Genomic DNA, 20,083 nt, shown 5'->3' on the forward strand with positions numbered 1-20,083 from the left:
ATGCCCGAACTCGAAATTCATACAGTTGGCGGCGGCTACTATCTCTATGATGTCTTCAACTACCTCGCGGCCTTCACCGGCTCAGGCAACTTCGGAGCACTGATTTACGGCGGCATCGTCGCTGGCGTGCTCGTGGCCGGCCTCCAACTGGCGATCTTCGGAGCAGCACGGCAGGCTGTGACCTATTTCATCGGCGTGATGCTGGTGGTTACCGTCGGCCTCGGCCCTAGGGCACGCGTGATCATCATGGATTCCACCGTACCGCTTGGCATCTACGGCACAGTAGACAATGTGCCGTGGTCCGTGGCCTGGGTCGGTTCTCTAACATCGAGGGCCAGCGCTTCGCTCACCGATGTGATGGAAACGCTGCTCACTGCGCCGGATAACCTGACATACCAGAAATCCGGAATGCTCTTTGGTTCCACTATTTTGAGCCAAGCCGCCCGCTGGCGCTCTGTCACTCCGGTTGTTCAGGAAACCCTCGTGAACTTTATGGAAAACTGCATGGTCGATGGCTCGAACATCGGCATTGTCGATGTGGGCGAACTGGGTCAGGCGGGCAATCTGGTGGCCTACATCGGCGCCAATGTTCCGCAATCTCTGGCCTACTACGATCCGGTTCTGGAAGAAACCACGACCTGCGCCGATGGCTGGCCGCAGATTACCAACCGTCTCAACAATGAAGTGCAAAACGTCCTCTATCAGAAGGCCGCTGCTGCGGATCAAAGCCACTTCGCTGCAGATCCCGCACTCTCCGCGGCCGACATGCGCCGGACACTCAACCAGTTTCAAACCTTCATCGGCATGACCTCGGCCGGCGCCCAGGCAACCATCCGGCAAACCATGCTCGTCAATTCGCTGGACGGCGCGGTGCAACGGCTGATTGCCTCCTCTGGAAACAACGCGGCCATGACGGCCTATCAGGCAGCTCGAACGGAAGCCCAGACCTCGGCCAGCTACAGCGCCGTAGGTATCTCGGCTCTGAAATGGGTGCCGCTCCTGAAAATCGTCTTTGAATCGCTCTACTACGCGGCGTTTCCGCTGGCGATGATCATGATGATGACGCCCTTGGTATGGAATGTCATGAAAGGCTACTTTGGGGGCTTCCTCTGGCTTGCCGCCTGGGATCCGCTTTCCGCCATCCTGCATTCCATCGTCATGAAAGCCAGCTCCGGCTATTACCGGGAGGCAATGGGCTCTTATAGCACTGGTGCGCTCGACTATTCCCTGACCTTCGCCAATTACCTGGGCGTCCGCGCGGTCGAACAGGATGTCGGCACCATCGCGGGTTACCTGATGATGTCGATTCCCTTTGTTTCCACGGTGATCCTGTTCGGCGCGAGCCGCATGGCTGGCCTTGCGACCTCGATGCTGAACGTGGGGCAGGGGGCAGCAATTGAATCTGGCCGTGAAGCAGCGACCGGCAATATCTCCCTCTCCAATGCCAGCATGAACAATTTCGCGGCCAACAAGTGGAACACCTCTGCCGTTCGGGATGTCGGAGCATACACAGAACGGATGGCAAACGGTGCGATGAGAACGCGAAACGCAGATGGGTCGGTAAATTTCGCCACCGGAACCGCCCAATCTACTGGCGGGATGTCCGCGCGTGTGGGCCAAACCATCCGGGAAGAGGTTTCCGACAGGTCAGAAGCGGCAATCCGGACCGCGACCTCGCTGCGCGATGAATGGAGCACTGCGCTGAACCAAACCGCGGCGAATTATGCGAACTTCGGCCGTTCTCTGACCTCCGGAACCAGCACTGCGAGCGACAGCTCAACATCGCAGAGCCATAGGTGGACCGAAGAGGCTCGTGAAGCGCATACCGCAGTGGAAAATTTCGCCAAGGAGCACGGGATCTCTTTGGACGCAGCTTACAAAGTGGCATTGTCCGCGAGCACCCCAGGAGGAACCGTTTTCGGGGCACAAGGAAGTGTCAATGGGACAGGCCTCGACAGTGATGCCTATCGTCGCGTTGCCTCTGCCGCTCGGGACACAGGCCTGACGGAAACCGTCGCCAAATACGGCGATGCGGTGAACTCGATCCGGGCCAGCGAAACCAGCAGCTTGACCAACACAGAGGATGGCGGCAACCGCTGGAGCGTGGACAATGTACAGCGCAAGGGTAACGCCTATGCGGAAGCCCGCGAAGAGGCCAGAACTTTGGCCGCGGCGGAGAGCAAACTCTACTCGCACGGCATCAGCTATGACGGTCAGCTGACCGACGCGGTGATCGGCGAATGGCGAGAGGCTGGACTTAGCGATCAGCAGATCTCCAATTTGCTCAACCCGAAATCTGCCGCTGGCGTAAAGGCCCAGGAGGCCGCCGTTGAGCGGGTTCTTCCCGGACTGCTTCAGGAGCTTGGGCTGGATCGACCGAACCCGGGGTTGGCTCAAGCCCATACGCTGACGCGCCCGGAAGACAGCATCACCACCCAGCGCCTGCCATCGAGCGGCATGGATCATCACAAAGAGTATGGCCGCATTACTGAGGCCACAGGGAAAGTTCAAGACGCCATTGAAGGGCACCGGACAGCTCTGTCAGAGCAAGCGGTTGTCAAAGCAACTGAAAACGAGCGGGCTGTGGTCGATGGTCAAGACTTCGGTGTGGTTCCGGGCGCGCTTCATAAGGTTTGGACGACCGGAGAGGACATCGTGGACAGCGTTTTAGATGCAGGATCAGCCGTTTCCTCCGTAGTCAATGGCACGCCGCCCCTTACCCATTATGACCGAGACGCCATGATCCGTACCATCTATGGCGAAGCCGGGAATGAACCTCAGCTTGGTCAGGCAGCGGTTGCGCATGTGATCATGAACCGGGTCGCAGATCCGCGCTGGGGTGATAACCCCGCTGAAGTCAGCCTGCAGCTTAAACAGTTCTCTGCATGGAATGAGGGGCATGGCGGAAACTCACTGCCACTGAGCCTTGAGGAGAGCGACCCGGCTTATGAGAGGATTGGGCGGGTTGTCGATGCAGTGGCAGCAGGCCAAATCCTTGACCCGACCGGAGGAGCTACCAACTATTACCAGCCAGACCTCATGAAATCCTATGTAGAACAGGGACTTCAGAAGAATGCGATTCCGCCTTGGCTGGAGAATGCATCACGCGAGCGCGGTGGCGAAAACGTCAAAATAGGACGGCACATCTTCACCGGACGCATGCGGGATGCAGAATGATGCTAGTCCGGCCGATGGTAATGAGAGTAACCGCCATAAAGCCCCCGCGAGTCGATCAAATCCGGTTCGGCGTCGTAAGTGCCGCCGCTGTTTCGCAGCAAACAAACGACAAACCAGACTGCACCTGCGCCGATATAGAACAACCCAATGGCTTCGAGCTGCAGAACAACCAGCGCGGCAAAGCCCACCAAGTAGGCGATTTCTTTCCAGAATTTCGTCATCAGGCGTCGCATGGGGACTTCTCCTTTAGGGCGAACAAGCATAGCAAAACACTCCTCAACAGGCAATGAAACCGCCGCAATTTGAAGAACGGAAAGGAAACGAGCAATGATTTTGAGCAACAAACCATGGCGCAAGGCAGTTTTGGCGGCAGCAGTGGGTCTCACCATGACCACGGCCCCTGCTGCCGCTGAAACGCCGCAGGCCGATTTCGAGTTTGATCAACGCGTACGTGACGCACTTCTTCGCAATCCGGACATCATCCTGGAAGTGTTCGCTCTGCTTGAAGCAAAGGAAGAAGCCGCCAAAGCCGTGAAAGATCAGGAACTGATCGCCAAGGTGGCTGACGAGCTGTTTCAAGGGCTCGATCTGGAAAAGCCGATCCTGGTGGAATTTCAGGACTACAACTGCGGGTATTGCCGCCGGGCACACCCCGTTGTCGCCTCTCTGAAGGAAACCATGCCTGACCTGCAGCTGGTGATCATGGAAACACCTGTCCTGGGCAAGGAATCGACCTTCACTGCCAAGGCGGCGCTGGCGCTGAAAGCGCTGAAGGGCATGGACGCTTACCGCGAATTTTCCGATGCCATGATGTCGGTTCAAGGCAAGGCCAGTGCAGCCACCACCATCCGCACGCTGGTAGAGCTGGGCCATGATCCGGAAGAAATCACCGCTGCGGTGAATGAAGGCATCGGCGCAGATGATCTGGAAAAGGCCAAGCGCCTGGCCGCTGCACTCGGCGCGACCGGCACCCCGTATTTCGTCGGCCCCGGCGGCATCATCCGCGGCGCGGCCCCAGCGGACCGTCTTCAGGTAATCACCAACGCACCGGAAACCAGTGAAACAGCCTCGAATTGAGGAAGTGTCAGCGGCGGGCCATGGCAGCAATACCTCTGCAAAGGATGAGGCCCACAGCCGGGCATAGCAAAGCCCACCGCTGACAATCAGGTTACGCAATAAGGCCCACGAGTAAAAGACGGGCCGCACATTTCGAGAAGGGATTTTCCAGTGAAGACGATCAAGCGAGCAGTCGCAGTTGCGGGCCTGATGGGCCTGGCCGGTTGCATGGGAAACACCTCCCAGACCTCGGCCAATATCATGGGGCTCCAATCTATGGCAGGCGTCCAGCGCGCGGCCCAGGCCAAGCCCTCGGAAAAGGATCTCGCCATGAGCTGCAGCGAGGTTCAGGAAGAGTTGGACACGCTTTATGCCCGCAGCGAGGCGATCAACAAGGCAGAGCGGAAACGGGAGCGCAAAGCCAACCTGACCGGCGGCCTCATGGAGGCGGGTTTGTCTGTCCTCGGTGCCGGTGCCATCGCCAACGCGGGATCCGCCCAGTCAATTTCCAACGTGGGCACAGCCACCGCTGTAGCCGGCACCGCGGCCAGCGGCGTGCGCGGATCCGGCGGCCCTGACGCCCAAACCTACAATACGGCGCTAGCGATCGCAGAACGCAGCGCGCTCCTGGAGCGCGTCAAACTCGCCAACGGCTGCTGAAGCCCCGCTACAATCTACCGGAAAAGGAAATACGAGCATGAAACTCAAACACTTTATCCCCGCTATCTTCGCAGCAACGGCACTTTCCGGCTGCCTGAATGACGGCTCCGTGCCGGACAAACACGCAATCACCTTCGAGAAACCTGTTCCGGCTGGCGGCCCGTCCAAGTCCCAGAGCATGGCAGCCTTGCGGCAGTGGCTGGTTGCAAATGTCCCGGAAGGCGACACCGCCAAAGATGTGAGCGTGGGACCGGTCCGCTATGCGGCCGTCCTGTGGCCGTTCCCGGAAAAGGATTTTTTCGTCTGCGCCCGGTTCACCGCCAAAAACCGTTTCGGCACATACGAGCCGTCGCAAAACGCCCTTATGACCATGCGTGTCTATGACCCTGCAAAGGGCTGGGAACCGGCGCTGGTCAAAGGAGTGGAGCACGACGCGTACCGGCAATACTGCATCAGTCAGCCGCACGCATAGCGGCGTAGTTTAGGTCAGATAATCTGACCTACTTAACATAAATCGGATTATGACGCTGAGCGCACTTAGCGCGGCCTGGTGAAACACCTGGGCCGCGGCACCCCGGCTATTGCCGTTTGGAAACAACAATTTGCGAAGTGCCGCGGGTGTCCCGAGCTGTTGTCGGACTGCTCGCGTTGCAAAAGGAACGAGGGATTCGTCATGCGCAACAAAGGACATACCCAGCTTGTCAGAGGCGGCCAGACGACACAACACTGGACCCGCATGGCAACTCAGGTGTTCAAGTACAGCACCTCGGTAGCTGCTGCAGCGTTCACCATCACGTTTCTGATTCTAGTCGCTCAGAATTACGAAATGGATAAGGTGCGCCTCACCGGCATCTACTGGATCGCGGAATTCAACGTTGAACAGCGGGGCACGGAACTCCGCGAACTCAACTATGTGGATCTCGACGGCAGGCGCGTGAAGCGTACCGCCGGACAGATCTATGCCGACCGCGACATGCGTGCGACCTATCACCTCTACACTGCCAATGCCTGGCGCTACCTCTATTTCTCCCTGCTGCCAGCCGCCGCAGCGTTCGCTTTCACCTTCGCGGTCTTCGCCATGGTTGGCCGGTCGCTGAAAGAGGAAGAACATATCCGGGGTGCGCGCCTGGTCACAGCCAAGGAGTTGAAAGCCTGGTCTAAGCGGAAGTGGCGCGAATACGAGAAGCGCTTTGGAAAGGGTACCAAGAAAGGCCCCCGCTACACGCTGGCCGGGATCGAGTTTCCGCCCAATGCCGTAGAGGCGCAGATCGGCATCACCGGCACCGTCGGCACCGGTAAGTCGAACCTCATGCACGAGCTGCTGAACACCATCCGGGCCGCTGACGGCAGGGCCATCATCTATGACAAGATGGGCGGCCTGCTGCGCGACCACTACGACCCGGAAAAAGACATCATCCTCAACCCCTTCGATGAACGCTCCGTGGGCTGGTCGCCTTTCAATGAGGTGGCTTCACCGGAGGGCTTCGCGCAGATCGCCGAGGTGATGATCCCGGATCAGCAAGGCTCCATGGACAGTTTCTGGACGCAATCCGCCCGGCTGGTCTTCCAGTACACCGCCCGCGAGCTGGCAAAGGCCGGAAAGACCACCAACGCAGATCTTCGCAAGGCTATCATGAACATACCTTCCGAGGAGCTGGGCAAGCTGGTGGCTTCTACGCCGGGCGCTCACTTCTTCGGGGAGCATGTTGCGAAAACCTCCGGCTCGATCCGCGCCAACATGATCACCGAGCTGCGGTTTCTGGAATATCTGCGCGATGACGCCGAACCCTTCTCCATCCGTGATTGGGTTGTGAATGACCGGCCCGGCTTTGTGTTCCTGACCGGCGATGCGGAAAAGTCGGCCGCGACACGCAACATCATCTCGACCCTATTTGAGGTGGCAGCCAACGCGCTGATGACGACAGAGGAAAGCCGCGACCCCAAAGTCTGGTTCTTCCTGGATGAGGTGCCAACCCTCAACAAGATGCCGTTCTTGCCCAAGAGCCTTGCGGAGATCCGGCAGTTCGGCGGCGCTTTCGTCGTCGCCTACCAGGTGTTTTCCCAGCTGGAAGACATCTACGGCGACAAGGCGGCAGAGACGATTTCCGGCGTTCTGAACAACCGGGTTGTGTTCAACACTCCAGATTACAACACCGCGCAGCGCTCCTCCCGCTCTCTTGGTGAGGAGGATGTGATCGAGCAGCAGGAAAACATCACCCTCGGCGCGCATGACACCCGCGACGGCGTGGGCATTGTCGGCCGCCGTACTCAACGCGCCATCGTCACCCCGGCGGAAATCCAGTCATTGCCGCAGTTCGTGGCCTACTTTCGCCCGGCCTATGACGCCCCGACCGCCAGGGTGCGTTTTGAACCTGTGCCGACCACGGCCACTGCGGAGAAGTTCGTCCCATACAAGGGTAATGGCTTCGATGCGGGCGGAATGCAGGTTGCCGCCTTGAATGTGGAAATCGAGGAGGGCGAGACTGCGGAAGAGGGGTTCGCGGCCCTGAAACCCGAAGAACAGAAAGCTGAGTTTTTTCGGTTCCTGGACCGCGTGCGCCCCGAAGGCGCGGTGGGAATTGAGGAACCCGCCAAAATCTCGGAACGGGACTGGTACTGGCAGCATTTTGCCACAGCCCGGGTACGCGGCCACGATGTGAAAGAGATTGCTCCGCCAGACCCTTATGCAGGCTTCGCAGGCAACGGCACTGCCAAGGCCCGCGAAACTGCCGCGCTCCCCTACCCCGGCACCACGCCGGCACAGGCTGACCAGGAGACTGCAGCCGCCGCGCCAGCGAAAGAGCCTGCGCCAGAGGATCCGGCTCAAGTAGCAGAAAAACCTGCGGACGGAGACGCGGCGGCCGAAATGGTCAGCCCTGCCCTACCCCTCTCTGTTCGTGCCCATCCCGCCGTCGGCCGCGCCCAGCCGGACAGGAAAACACCCAACCGGCCGGAACACCCGCAGGAGCCTCCAGCCAAAAAATCCGCCGCCAGCGCACTGCTGGCGATGGAAACCACCATCCGGGGAGTGAAGTGACATGATGTCGATCTCAAACGTCTCGGCCGGGGCGGCTGCCAGCGGCTATTACAAGGAAGAAGGCTATTACAAAGCGGGTACAGAGGAGGGCGAACGGGCGGCCACCTGGTTCGGCAAGGCCGCGGACGAAAACGGCCTGAGCGGCTTTGTCGATGACAGGCACTTTGCACAGATGCTCGATGGTGAAGCACCGGACGGCAAGCTGATGGGCCGCTATGTGGACGGCGAACGCCAGCACCGCCCTGGCCTCGACCTTACCTTTTCTGCGTCCAAATCGGCTTCAGTGGCCGCCCTGGTGATTGGCGACAAACGCATAATTGAAGCCCATGACGCCGCAGTGCGCGCGGCTATGACAGTGGTGGAAGAGCGGTTTATTAAAACGCGATTCCAGCAAGACGGGGAAATCGTCACGAAAAACGGGGAAGGAATTATTGCCGGAATTTACAGACACGACACCTCCCGCGCGCTTGATCCGAATTTGCACAGCCACGCCGTCATTGCCAATATGGTGAAAAACGAAAACGGCGGATATTCGGCAATTCGGAATGAAGCCATATACAAAAACCAAAAACTAATTACGGAAATCTATCGCTCCGATTTTGAGAACCGGATGGCAGACCTAGGCATTGCCACGGAACGCGGGAAATACGGAGAAGTGAATATTTCCGGTATTTCTCAGGAAGTGACCGAAGCCTTTTCCAAGCGGCGGCAGGAAATTCTCAATGCCCTCGACAACAAGGGAATGGATGTTTCGCCGGAAACAGCGAGCAAAGCGGCATTAGCCACCCGTGCGGCCAAGCACAAAAATCTGGACCGGGACGCGCTGCGCGAAACCTGGCGCGCAGACGCACTCTCAGCCGGTCTTGGCCGGGATCAGCTGGACCTTGGTCGGGTGGGTCACGCAGCCCCGCAGCCCGTTATACCGCTCGACCAGCAGCGCCCGATCGACCCCCTTGCGGAAACCGGCCAGCCGTCCGGGATGTTCGGAAAGGCAAAGGCCATGCTGTCCAGTGCCGCAGCCGTGGCACGCGTGGAGACTGACCCCAGGCAGGCCGTAAACCGTGCTGTCGAGCACATAAGCGAACGGGAATCCGCCTACAGCAGGGCGGATCTCACGGTGGCGGCGATGCACTTCGCTTACCGTTCAGACTTCAAGGCGGTGGACGCAGAGATAAACCGGCAGATCAAAGCTGGCCGGCTCTTCGAAAGCGGCGAGGATGGACAGATCTTGACAGACAAGGCGTCTGTGGAACTGGAACGCTCCATCCTGGCTTCCTGGCGGAAGGCCGAAAAGGCCGGTGGACTGGAATTGAATGGATACCGCGGACGCAGCGGTGAAAGCACCCTGCTTACGAAACTTGCCGCAGTGACCAGCCTGACCGATGGTCAGCGCGCTGCCATCGAAAACACCCTAACCGGCTCAGGACGGTATGTCGGGATCCAGGGCTACGCCGGTTCAGGCAAAACCTTCATGATGGAGCGGATGGCTCATTACGCCGGTCAAAGCGGTTACGAGGTAAAGGGCTTTGCTCCAAGCCACCAGGCTGTTCAGGAACTTGCCAGTGTCCTCGGCAGTGCGGAAACCCTCGCCAAGGTAACTACCGCTGAGAGGCATCATCCGCAGGACGTGGACAACAGCAAGACCATTCTTGTGGTCGATGAAGCCTCAATGGTGTCCGCCCAGGACATGCGCAGCTTCATGGATTACGCGGAGCGCACCGGCGCACCGCGCGTCGTCTTCGTGGGCGACACGCAGCAGCTCGATGCGGTTGCCGCCGGTCAGCCATTCGCCCAAATGCAGAAAGCCGGGATGCGAACGGCGGTCATGGATGAGATCCGCCGCCAACGGGACGATGACCTAAAAGCAGCGGTCTATCACTCGATCCGGGGCGAAATCACGGCTGCCTTCAACCGGATGGAAAACAACGTTCTGAAGGTCGATGACCCCCGGCAAGAGGCCGCGGAAAGGTTCCTTGCTCTCAACCCGGCGGAGCGGCAGGGAACGCGGATCCTCGCCCTCACCAACGCCGCACGCGCGGAAATCAATGAGGCCGTGCGCGATGGCCTCCGGCAGGAAGGCCGCATCGCCTCCGAGGAGGTCAAAGTGAACGGCCTGCTGAACCGTCAGCTCACCGAAGCAATGCTGGCCGACGCCCGCAGCTACGCCCCCGGCGATGTGGTCATGTCTGTGGCGACAAGCAAGGAATACGGCTTGAAGAAGAACGGTCTCTATGTGGTCCGCGACGCTGATCATCGGGGCAACAAGCTGACCGTTGAGCACGAGGAAACCGGTGCCCGGACCACCCTGCCCCTGGCTGCGAAGTTCAATCAGCGGGAGCTTGGAAAGGCACTGGTGGCCTATGAGCGCGAGGCCCGCGGCATGGCTGAAGGCGACCAGGTGCGGTTCCGGATCACAGACCCTGAAAGCAGCATCAAGAACGGTTTGCGGGCTGAAATTAAATCAACTAAGGGTGGAGTAATTGAGGCCGAGACGCAGGAAGGATCGCGCATCACCATTCCCGCTGACAGCCTCGCGGCCCGTGGCCTGGAACACGACTACGCAGCCACCGCTCACGCGGTTCAAGGCGAGTCCGTTGACAGGGTGATTGTAGCGATGCGCTCCACCGAACGGCTGGCGACCCAGAAGAGTTTTTACGTTGAAATCAGCCGGGCTCGGGATGAGGCGATGCTGCTGACCGAAGACCCGGACCGGCTGTCCAAAACCATCGAGAACGAAACCGGGATCCGCCAGACCGCGCTCGATGCCTGGCTGGACGGCCGCCTCGCTGGCGCCCGCGCCCGCCAACCGGAAGAGGAACAAACCCGAGAGGAACCACAGGAGAAGCCTGAGGCGGTGAAGGAAAAAGAGGCCAAGGAGAAGGAGCCGGACACCCCTGCCCTGCCCGGCCTCTTCGATGAGAAACTTAAAGAAGTTGAAAAGCAGGCTGAAATTGTCCTGCAGCGAGACAAGGACATTGAACGATGAGCGAGACACCCCAGAACGTCCGTATCGTGCTCGGCCCTGTGGCCCGGCAGCTTATCGACGGCGCAGGAGAGAACCGCCCCAAGGCATTGGACGATGCGATTACTGCCCTTCTGGAAGGGCAGAAAAGCGGGCAGGCAGAAGCCCTTGAACAGACCCCGCTGGATACACGTTTGGCGTCCCTGGAGGCTGCGATGGAGCGCCAGACCGAAGCGCTCCGGAACCTCTCCTATACCGCGTCACTGGAACTGAAAATGACCCGCATCCTGATTGCCTCACTCATGAGTGAGGGCAATCAGGATCAGCAGACTCTCCTTGCTTTGGCCTCCCAGGCCACCGAAGAGGTTCAATCAAAACTGCAGTTGCTTGGAGATTCCGAGATTGAGAAACTGCGGGAAAACGAGGCATCGGTTCAAACGGCGATCTTGCGCGATTTAGAGCGTGGCGGCTTGGAAAACGAACCGGCAGCAGAGGCGGAGATTGAGCGATGATGAGCTTCCTGAAGCGGGCCGAAACCGGCCAGTACCGCGCTGCCATGCCGTGCCATTCGCGTGGCATGGCATGGCACACCCCTGCCACAACCCCTGCCACGGGCAGTTTTTGGGCCTTCAGAACCCCTAAAAATATGGGCGAAAAAGGTTCTAGCAGTGCCGCTTTGCCAAAATGCCAATTTTGGCAATTAAATCAGCGCCTTGCGCTGATTTGCAGCTTGCTGCGTGAGGTGTGGACCTTCTATGAGGACCGAAGGGCCGAATTGGGCGTTGCTGGCCCGAACCATCAGGGAGGGCTGAGCCAAAAGCCCGCCAACGAGGCGGCGCAAAGCGCCTCAATTCCCCTCTGGGGTCAGAGGCCACGGAATGCCCTTTCGGCCCTCCTGATGGCGCTCCTGGCTCCTGCGGCTGTCTCTGCCGGAGACTGGTCCAGCTCTGGCAGCTTCGACCTGAAAGAGACCACTGAAATCCGCGAAAGTCTGGCCTCGGCTCCGGCTTCCTCCCAGGGCGGCTGGAACTTCGCCACGAGGGAAAGTGAGTGGGTTGCCCTCGATGCCTTTGAACGCTCGCGGCCGGGAAAGCAGCCCCCTGCCCCGGCCACCTTCCGCCTTCCCTCCGGCTCCAATGTCGAGCAGCTGTTTGCCCTCATCGCATTTGCTGAAGCTCCCGGCGGCCGCTATGACGCGATCCATCACGGCGCCAAGGTGAAGCCCGGCAAGAAACCCTCACAGATGACGCTTGCGGAAATCTACGCCTGGATCGACCGCACGCCGGGCCAGCCCCATGCCATCGGAAATTTCCAGATCATACCTTCGACTTTACTTAACTTGCAGAAACGTCTGGGCTTGCCTGACGGAACCCGGTTCAGTCGGGACACACAGAACCGCATGGCCGCGCTTCTGATTTCGGACGCGGGGTATCAGAAGTTCTCGGCTGGCCGGATTTCACGCTCTGCTTTCATGGACAACCTGGCGCGCATTTGGGCTGGTCTTCCGCTGGTGTCCGGCAAGTCCGCCTATCATGGGTATGCTGGAAACCGCGCAACCATCACGCGGGCATTCTATAGCGAGCAGATGGAAAGGATCTTTGGCACGGGAAAAGCCCGGACAGCGGCTGTATCCCAAGCACCACGAACGCGGGCACTCTCCGCGGGGTGGACAGGTCTGGGCAAGTGACGGGCCGACCAATGAAACGGCGGATTCTTACGGTTTCCATTAGACAATCTCCTACGCTCAGAAATTCAGCCAGAAGGAGATTGGGCCGGAGAAATTTGAAAGGCCCAGATCAGCCAGCAGAAACCCAATCTGACCGGCTGTACAACCTCTCCAAATGCGACATCCGGGCAGCTGACTATGCCCTGAAATCTGCTGCGCTTCTCGTGGTAGCTGGAGCACTCTCAACAGGGTCGTACACCGTCCTGAAAACCGCAGACAATATCTGGGAGGTGTTGCATCCACTCGCAGGGTTTGTGGGCACCATCGCACTACTGTTCGTCGCTTTTCAGCTCATGTGCTCGTTTGCTCTTTCCTTCGACAGGGCCGGAAGACTTCGGGGGACTTCCGTTCTTATCTGGGGGCCAGTCGCTCTCTTCATTGTCGGGGTCATCGGCCAGTTGGCCCCTCTCTTCTTTCGGATCTGGGCTGCAGGACTATGACCTGGTTAGCCTCTTACCCAACGAGGGAAATCGTCCAAGATCCGGAAGAATTCACCGGATCTGACGCCGAGCAAGAAGACGACATACACAGCAGCAAAAAGCCCTGACCAGACGCCGAAGATCGAGGCCCAGGATACGGTCAGAAAAAAGAGTGCGCAGTGTCCCGTCAGTTGCCCCTCCAACCCTTCAACTGCCTCGGTCCGAAGCCGGGGCGACTCTGACTGTAACACGTTTCCGGTTAATTTTCTGGACCGCCCTTGCTGTACCGGAACTGACAGGTGATCTCCCTGGCTAACCTGCAGGGGTATCCAAAGCATTCCGGGCGGCTCGGGCGTTGCAGACTTCAAGGGTTGTGGGCACTCCGCTCAACAGACCTGGCTTGAAATGAAAAGGCCAAGGTGTTTTTGAACACCTCGGCCTCTGTCTGTCTTCTGGCAAGAGCAGGAAATCTTGAGCCCGGTCAGCTCGTCATGTGATCTCCAAGTCTGTAAGGTCAGCTCCAGCTTGCAGTACCTCGTAGACCCATTTGGGTTTCCGGCCCCTGCCCGTCCAGGTTTGGTCTGGGTTCCCCGGGTTTCTGTACTTTGGGACCGCTTTCCCTTTCGGTCTTTTCACCGCTGACGGAAAAACGTCCTCCAGGGAAAATCCAAATTCACCTACGGCTTTTTCTGCCGCCAGATGCGCTGACCTCAAGTCTTCCTTCTGCCGCGCGTCAATCGCGTTTTCCAGATCAGCCTGCAGCTGCTTCAATTCGGCAGACGACATTGCATTCAAATCCATTGCCATTCCTATAACTTTGCCTCTGGTGAGCACTGAATAGTTTAGCGACTAATAAAAATCCAGAATATCCTTTGCGCGTAGAAAATTACCCGCACCAACTTTGTCTCCGCCCTCCTCTATATGGGCGTGCTAAACCTTCGGAGATCAGAATACTGCCCAAGTCGTGCCCATGCAGAAAAATACGGGCAAGCCCTCTCCCATATTTATCCCGGCCAGGAAGCACAATGAAATCGACTGTTCCGGCTTCCCTGACCAGTTGACGAGCACGGCGTGTCGCTTCATCGCCAAGGGCTTTTTCATACCGGCACCGCGGCTTGTATGTTTCCGGTGTGTCGTAACCCACAAGCCGGAACCGATCGTTTCCAACATCGGCCGTGTCACCGTCTATCAGATATATGTCCCGGCTGCTTAAGGGAGCCGATTGGGCCACGGCGGCCGAGACCAGAAAGAGTATTGCTGCAAGGAATCTCATGCCGGGACCTCGAAAACACGTTCAGCTTTATTGGCTGGCAAGCGCTCTCCCCTGTGGTTCAGCGGCCACCCGGTTTGATCAGTATCCTTTTCCAGCTCGGGGGCGAGATAGAAACCGGGCGCCCAGCGTTCAGCACCGCAAGAGCATCGCTCCAACCGATCAGTCGCTCGCACTATTGGCAGATCGTTCTTGAAGCGCGGCCAGCCAAGAGTTGCAAAGCCGGCGCACCTCATGCTTCCTGGGCCACCCACTGGCTTGAATTCGCATTCGTGTTCTCTTCCACCGCCAGGAAGAGTTCTGGAAGGCAAGGAAAATCCGGCGCGCACAATTTGCAGAGGGTCCACACCGACCAAAACCCCCACCGCAATCAAGGTGATGAAAATGAAAGGGTAGCCGTGCTGGAGCATTGGCGCCTCTTGGATCACCACTGAAACGTCAGCTGCTGCCACTGCGAACAAGCCAGCTCTGAAAATGTCGAAACAGAAGTATGCGAACGGCGCTGTAAGCATGTTTGCCAGTCCGAAGTCGCCTAGGCGCATGTTTCGCAGGGCAGCTGCTACACAGAAAATAGCGACACCGCAGAAAAACCAAGCATACCCAATGTTAGGTGCGGCGACTCTAGCCTGGTCGAGGACGACCCAAAAATCTTGAAACATTCTGAAACCTATATGCCTATGTGTGATGCCCGGTTAGCGAGCTTTGGAAATCACCCCGTCTGTCCGGATCGCCGCGAAGTCTGAGGCTGTTCGCCTGGACATCTCCACCCCGTCTCCTGACATGATCGCTTCGACGTGATCTGTCACTTTGATCACGGAACCGTCGGCCTCGATGGCTGTTAGATCTCCATCTCGCGTTTGGGAAACAGAACCATCGGCCTTGATGCGGATCCACGCGCCGTTGACCTGGACAGCTACCTCGTAATCATCGACCTTGATCCCCTGCCATCCTTGAGCTGGATCCCGGCGCAGGACTATTTGATCTGGGCGCAGTTTAATTTGCACGTCGCCGTTTTCAGTTTGGTCAGACGCTTTGACCACCACGAACGCTTCTTGCTCGTCCGGATCCCGGTGAATCGATGCGTTGCCATTTCTGGGCGGCCACAGTTTGGCGGCCTCCCGCTGGTTTCCTGACTGGTCCCTGTGAAACCCGATGTACATCTGTGCCGAACGCCAGGTCCGGCTCAATCCTTCAGACAACATGTTCATGATTGCCTATCCTCATATTGCAGGTCAGTGACCCTGCGAAACTCTTTTCCACCCCGTCATACTCGATGTTCCAGACGGTAGAACCGTCACTAAGGATCAATTCAATCAATCTGATCATCGTCCTGCCTCCGGAAAATGCGGGTTTCGTCTCTTGCATCACGAATATCACACCTATATCATTATAGCAATGATACAAGTGTGATATAGATGGAAAAGACGTGAAAAGAGGCTTTGTCCGCTCTTTCAAATCCGGGCCGACCCTCCGCAGCCAGAAGGCGGCGCTTCGAGGGGCGGGCCTGGATGTTGATGACCCATTTGGCCCGGTCTATTCCGAGGATAGGGAGGTTGCGATTGCCAGCCTGGAGCCGGGAGATGTTCTTGTGGTGGCCTCAGCTTCCTGCCTGGGGTTCTCCGCGCGCGATGTTCTCGAAGCTCTCAGCGAAATAGGGAAGCGCAGCAGCTCGGTGCTGGATCTCGATACATCCGAAACTGTTTCGATTCATCCCGATGCCGTGCCTGCTTTGGAGTTTGCTGCACGCGCCGAGAGTAGCAGCCGGGCTGCGGCTTTGTCTCGCGCGCGACAGGCCCGGCGGGAAAGCGGCAACCTAGGCCAAAAACCCTTTGAGTGGTCCACGGAGAAGATCCGCACTATCCTCCAGATGCGCGGTGAGGGGGCCACAAACGCCCAGATCGCAGAGGCCGTAGGGGCCAGTATCGCCACATTGAACCGAAAAATTCGAGCGCTGCGCGACAGCGGCAAGCTCAGTGACACTTCCAAGAAAGGTGCAACGGGTGGCTGAACGAATTTATAGGTTAATGGTGCTTCTAGCATTCATGGTTTTCTTGCTGGGCATTGTTCGCCTGACTGACGAAGCACCTTTCGGAACGGACATCACGGGCCACCCCATTGAAGTTGATAGGTCGCAGTATTTGCTTCGAGGATTGGGTGCCGCGCTCCCCCTATTCGCATTGCTGGCGGGCTCATACCTTTTCAGGGGAAAATTTTTCGACAGATCAAAAAAAGGTGCAGATTGATGGATGATACTACTGATCAGGTGCTTACCGAGCGGATTCAGGAGCAAGAGCGGATTATCTCTAATCTGCGAGAGCGGCTTCAAGCTGCCGAAGAAAACAGCGCAGACTATGTCGTGCGACGCCTCAGGCTTCACGGGACAATTCTCCTTCATGTAGCTGGAGACATGCCAAAATACGAAAGCTCCGTTAGAGCTGAAGGATTGGAACGTATGGGCGAGGACCTAATCAGCCAGACTTGGGATCTCGACAGTGCGCCTTTGGCCGATGATGTGAAAGCTGCCGTGAAATCTGCGTGCAACAACGGATTATACCGGTGGTGATCTACCCTTCTAAGAAAGATGTCCTCAAGTGAATAGCGATGCGGAGCAATGCCCCAATCCTACCTGCAAAGGTTGGTTTTGTGTGGCTGAGAGGCCAATGGGTGTACCTGGCGGAAAAGAACGTGAGCCTATCGTTTGCCCTCACTGTGGAGAAACCGCTCGGACCTCCAAGACTGATGGTTGGTGGGTGACCTTCGAGGTTTCGCGGCCAGAAGCTTCATCGTGACCCCTTCCGAAAAGGAGCGAAAATATGCCCTATTGGTACTGGTATCGACAGACAAACCCAAGGCCGCCGGGATCCTGGGTAATAAGTGGTCCCTATGACAGCCGCGAAGCCGCGATGTCCGATCGATCAGTTGACAAGAAAGATGGGCAAGTAGGTATTCCGTTTCTCGCTGCGACGAAAGCAGAAGCAGAGACCTGTACTTCATTCCAGTAAAGGGTGCGGATCGTTGACCGACAGTACGCGACGTTCGAGTGGTAAAACGCCCATCAACAAACAGACCGCTTTATCTCTAGGTAAAGGAGTTCAAGACCCGCGCCCCTCTAAGCTGGGCCACAGTCCAACAGTGCTCACTGGAAAAGCTATGGAACAGGTCAAATCAGATCCCAGATTTGTTGACCTTACTGATCGTCAATTTGGTCGGCTGACAGTGAAGGGCTTGCAAGTGGAAAGGAGTTCCAACGGCCGCGCTTGGGTGTGTCTTTGCATATGCGGTCGATTTGAAGCCTTTCAGAGACAGACCTTGCTGAATGGCACTAGGGACAGGTGTAGCAGCTGCGACCTCGCACAAAAGTCAAGGGAAGGAGGTCTTCCCCTGGCCGTGTCTAAGCGGAAACCGCAGAAAACTGATGAAACGCTTCCCTCATGGTATCACTCATTAGAAAGAGCCTGTCCGGAGTTCCAAGTACCAAGAAGTCTACCAAAGAATCGAAACTGCACGGGCAAGCTTTACGGCTCTCTTAGAGTAATTGGACAATCTATTCGTGAGCGCGATGGTCGGACCAAATCATTGCTATGGGTTTGTTTGTGTAAATGCGGTTTTTTTGTACTTCGTCCTCGCAGGGTTCTTCTGACGAACAAGCCACCACTCTGCCCTGCTTGTGAAAACACGGAATCTTCTTCAAAGGAAAGTGAAAAGTAATGACCGAGAAAGAAATGATTGCCTCCCTGCAAGGGACGGTCGAGGTACTAGAGGCTCTTGTGGTGCACCTTCTCATGAAGGAGACTAAGGAAGGGTCACTAGATGACCAAATTCTTCAAGAAAAACTTGCCCTATTGGGGGCGAACAACTCTCAGGAAGAAGAGACCGAATTGGGCCAGCTATCCGCGGACGCCGCAGTGGCAACCGTGACTCGGATCAAGGCAATGATCGGGATAGGGCAAGTAGTGACAAGGGACGCCAAACGCAGTGCGACGGGCGAGGCCTAACGGTGGGGCATGACCGCCATAGAAAGGCTGCGGATTAATGATTGATTTTCTGGCTGGCCTTGATGACTGGCAATCGCACGACACCGCTCCAAAGGACGGAACACACATAGTCGTCAGCCAAGACGGCTGCCCCATCGGTGTTTTCCATTGGGAGGATCGCCCAGAACATTTGTTGAAAACAAATTCGGGAAAACCAATGCCACCAGCGTGGGTCGGTGTTTACTTCATTTCAGAATTCGACCCAATGAAGAAGGGCGATGTGCTGCTGGGTGATCGCATGTTCGGCGCGCACGGTTTGGATGAACCCTTTTTGTGGCGACCTCTCCCAGGGCGCCCTAAAAAGTTTGAAACACAATGAAAACCTTCCGGAAAAGGGGCTGCAGAATGACCTCCGAAGGTCAAAATCAGAACATCGACGCCGCCTCAGAACAGGCGGATCTCTGGGCGGTGTGGAACGGCTTCAATGATGCTGACGAGCTGAAAGAATGGGGCGAAAATGCTGAACGTGAAAGACTGGGTGAACGAGCTTCCCAATCGGGGCAGATCGCCAAGTCCTCGCAGGGCAGTTTTTAAAGGAGGAGCCGAAGGCAGGGAATTAAACCCCCGCCTCAACTGTCACTTTCATACTAAGGGCCTTCATCACCCCCAGCACAGTTGAGAGCTTCGGATCGCCTGCCTCGGATAAGCCCTTGTAAAGCGCCTGCCTCGTAACGTCTGCAGCTTTGGCAATTTCAGTCATGCCACGCGCGCGGGCAACAGTTGCCATAGCCCCAGGAAATTCGCCCTTCAGACCCGCTCAATGATTTTGCAGTCCAGGACCTCGATTTTCTCGGGTCTAAGGACGCAATACGAAATTTCTTCGTCGTCACCTTCATGAGTATTTCGATAGCGGATCGCGCTGATATCCAAATGCTCAATCGCCTTCATAACCATTAGCCTCGCCCTCAACGGATCATTTCTTTGAGCTTCATTGAAAGGCCTAAGAAACTCATGTTTCTCCTTAGCGGACACGGCTAGGAGACCAGAATTTATCAAGGCAAGGATTACCCCGGATGGCTGGGCAATGTCCCAGTCAGGCAAGTCCACAACGTTTGCACCCAGGACCAGTCTACATTTGTTCAAAACGCACTGCGGGTCTTCGCCAGGAAAGCACTCTTCGTAGTTTACCGTGATGCGGTCCATGGCAGCCTGCAGGGTTCCAAAGTGCGTGATGGGCCAGATCTTTCCATTCTGTAAGCGGCTTCCACCGTGAAAAAGGATCACTTCGAGACCTCCGGAACCATTCTGAATTTTGATAGAAGGAGGGACTGCCCCCGGCTAAGTGAATGCTTCCGGCATATATGAATCTCTTCCCTCCAGGGCAAGTATCCAAGGAATAACCTTTTAGCACGTTAGTGCCGCCAGTTGTCCCGCCCATACTTCCTCCCATTGACGGTTAAGCGGTCGCTGCCATCTATCGGCACATCCTCATGCACAAGGCTGCCATCTTCCCTGATCCGGTAGATACTGGCAGTCGTGTCATCGAACCCGAAGCTGTCAATGAGCGTTCAAAACTGACCCGGTTTCAGCGTTTGAATTTGACCCACCCCTTGTGGCGCAAAGGCCCCAGGCGGGCCGCCCTCCTATAGCGAGTCCGTCTGGGGCCTTTGCTTGCGCGACGTTTATGTTTTTCTGCGTCGCTTGCTCTGTGCGAACCGGTATGACGTGTTGCCTGTCTCGATGATTGCGCAGTGATGAGTTACGCGATCCAGAAGCGCGGTTGTCATCTTGGCGTCACCGAA

At 57.2% G+C, this 20,083-nt stretch carries 21 protein-coding genes; 13 read left to right on the forward strand and 8 right to left on the reverse strand.

The features are described from left to right. Positions 1 to 3,177, forward strand: a complete 3,177-nt coding sequence (locus GKC28_RS20920) for a conjugal transfer protein TraG N-terminal domain-containing protein (RefSeq protein WP_174148932.1) — start codon at positions 1 to 3, stop codon at positions 3,175 to 3,177. Between the two features lie 2 nt (positions 3,178 to 3,179). Here the strand turns inward: GKC28_RS20920 and GKC28_RS20925 are convergent, their stop codons facing one another. Further along, positions 3,180 to 3,566, reverse strand: coding sequence for a hypothetical protein (locus GKC28_RS20925; RefSeq protein WP_174148933.1), 387 nt, complete (start codon positions 3,564 to 3,566; stop codon positions 3,180 to 3,182). On the opposite strand from GKC28_RS20925, the gene GKC28_RS20930 reads away from it, so the two are divergent. The 7 genes from GKC28_RS20930 to GKC28_RS20960 all read left to right on the forward strand — a co-directional run bounded on the left by GKC28_RS20930 (position 3,565) and on the right by GKC28_RS20960 (position 12,579). After that, positions 3,565 to 4,254: a DsbA family protein gene (locus tag GKC28_RS20930; protein ID WP_174148934.1), complete on the forward strand. Its 690-nt coding sequence runs from the start codon at positions 3,565 to 3,567 to the stop codon at positions 4,252 to 4,254. The genes GKC28_RS20925 and GKC28_RS20930 overlap by 2 nt on opposite strands. A gap of 150 nt (positions 4,255 to 4,404) precedes the next feature. Beyond that, a complete protein-coding gene (locus GKC28_RS20935; RefSeq protein ID WP_174148935.1) occupies positions 4,405 to 4,893 on the forward strand; it encodes a hypothetical protein in 489 nt (162 codons plus the stop codon). Positions 4,894 to 4,930: 37 nt separating this feature from the next. After that, positions 4,931 to 5,365 (forward strand): hypothetical protein, encoded by a 435-nt coding sequence (locus GKC28_RS20940; protein ID WP_174148936.1) that lies wholly within the window; start codon positions 4,931 to 4,933, stop codon positions 5,363 to 5,365. 201 nt (positions 5,366 to 5,566) lie between these two features. After that, complete coding sequence (locus GKC28_RS20945; RefSeq protein ID WP_254604335.1) at positions 5,567 to 7,930, forward strand: type IV secretion system DNA-binding domain-containing protein; 2,364 nt, start codon at positions 5,567 to 5,569, stop codon at positions 7,928 to 7,930. A 1-nt stretch (position 7,931) separates the two neighbouring features. Beyond that, positions 7,932 to 10,916 carry a MobF family relaxase gene (mobF, locus tag GKC28_RS20950; protein ID WP_174148937.1) on the forward strand — a complete coding sequence of 995 codons (2,985 nt, stop codon included), beginning with the start codon at positions 7,932 to 7,934 and terminating at the stop codon, positions 10,914 to 10,916. Beyond that, positions 10,913 to 11,404, forward strand: a complete 492-nt coding sequence (locus GKC28_RS20955) for a hypothetical protein (protein WP_174148938.1) — start codon at positions 10,913 to 10,915, stop codon at positions 11,402 to 11,404. The genes mobF and GKC28_RS20955 overlap by 4 nt, the downstream gene beginning before the upstream one ends. Beyond that, positions 11,401 to 12,579, forward strand: a complete 1,179-nt coding sequence (locus tag GKC28_RS20960; protein WP_174148939.1) for a hypothetical protein — start codon at positions 11,401 to 11,403, stop codon at positions 12,577 to 12,579. The genes GKC28_RS20955 and GKC28_RS20960 overlap by 4 nt, the downstream gene beginning before the upstream one ends. Positions 12,580 to 13,526: 947 nt before the next feature. Here the strand turns inward: GKC28_RS20960 and GKC28_RS20965 are convergent. From GKC28_RS20965 to GKC28_RS20980, 4 genes are all read right to left on the reverse strand, one after another. Continuing rightward, a complete protein-coding gene (locus tag GKC28_RS20965) occupies positions 13,527 to 13,838 on the reverse strand; it encodes an H-NS family nucleoid-associated regulatory protein (RefSeq protein WP_368041154.1) in 312 nt (103 codons plus the stop codon). Between the two features lie 85 nt (positions 13,839 to 13,923). Continuing rightward, positions 13,924 to 14,310 carry a thermonuclease family protein gene (locus GKC28_RS26915; RefSeq protein ID WP_174148941.1) on the reverse strand — a complete coding sequence of 129 codons (387 nt, stop codon included), beginning with the start codon at positions 14,308 to 14,310 and terminating at the stop codon, positions 13,924 to 13,926. After that, positions 14,307 to 14,966, reverse strand: a complete 660-nt coding sequence (locus tag GKC28_RS20975) for a hypothetical protein (protein ID WP_174148942.1) — start codon at positions 14,964 to 14,966, stop codon at positions 14,307 to 14,309. The genes GKC28_RS26915 and GKC28_RS20975 overlap by 4 nt, the downstream gene beginning before the upstream one ends. Positions 14,967 to 14,999: 33 nt before the next feature. Further along, entirely contained in the window at positions 15,000 to 15,515 is a 516-nt protein-coding gene (locus GKC28_RS20980; protein WP_174148943.1) for a hypothetical protein, read from the reverse strand. Positions 15,516 to 15,733: 218 nt separating this feature from the next. Here GKC28_RS20980 and GKC28_RS26920 point away from each other — a divergent pair, with 218 nt between their 5' ends. From GKC28_RS26920 to GKC28_RS21005, 5 genes are all read left to right on the forward strand, one after another. Further along, entirely contained in the window at positions 15,734 to 16,315 is a 582-nt protein-coding gene (locus tag GKC28_RS26920; protein WP_174148944.1) for a winged helix-turn-helix transcriptional regulator, read from the forward strand. Between the two features lie 234 nt (positions 16,316 to 16,549). Continuing rightward, on the forward strand, positions 16,550 to 16,870 hold the full coding sequence (locus GKC28_RS20990) for a hypothetical protein (RefSeq protein WP_174148945.1): 321 nt from the start codon (positions 16,550 to 16,552) through the stop codon (positions 16,868 to 16,870). 1,144 nt (positions 16,871 to 18,014) lie between these two features. Continuing rightward, positions 18,015 to 18,302, forward strand: coding sequence for a hypothetical protein (locus tag GKC28_RS20995; RefSeq protein ID WP_174148946.1), 288 nt, complete (start codon positions 18,015 to 18,017; stop codon positions 18,300 to 18,302). Between the two features lie 37 nt (positions 18,303 to 18,339). Continuing rightward, a complete protein-coding gene (locus GKC28_RS21000) occupies positions 18,340 to 18,660 on the forward strand; it encodes a hypothetical protein (RefSeq protein ID WP_174148947.1) in 321 nt (106 codons plus the stop codon). A gap of 26 nt (positions 18,661 to 18,686) precedes the next feature. Next, a complete protein-coding gene (locus GKC28_RS21005; RefSeq protein WP_174148948.1) occupies positions 18,687 to 18,875 on the forward strand; it encodes a hypothetical protein in 189 nt (62 codons plus the stop codon). A gap of 22 nt (positions 18,876 to 18,897) precedes the next feature. Here GKC28_RS21005 and GKC28_RS26925 read toward each other — a convergent pair whose 3' ends face one another. From GKC28_RS26925 to GKC28_RS21020, 3 genes are all read right to left on the reverse strand, one after another. Further along, positions 18,898 to 19,068: an addiction module antidote protein gene (locus GKC28_RS26925; protein ID WP_174148949.1), complete on the reverse strand. Its 171-nt coding sequence runs from the start codon at positions 19,066 to 19,068 to the stop codon at positions 18,898 to 18,900. A gap of 20 nt (positions 19,069 to 19,088) precedes the next feature. Further along, positions 19,089 to 19,484, reverse strand: coding sequence for a hypothetical protein (locus GKC28_RS21015; protein WP_174148950.1), 396 nt, complete (start codon positions 19,482 to 19,484; stop codon positions 19,089 to 19,091). 479 nt (positions 19,485 to 19,963) lie between these two features. Then, positions 19,964 to 20,083: ATP-binding protein (locus GKC28_RS21020; RefSeq protein ID WP_217433978.1), on the reverse strand; the 120-nt coding region annotated here is incomplete at its 5' end.

This window comes from Leisingera sp. ANG59, from assembly GCF_013317235.1.
Taxonomy (GTDB): Bacteria; Pseudomonadota; Alphaproteobacteria; order Rhodobacterales; family Rhodobacteraceae; genus Leisingera.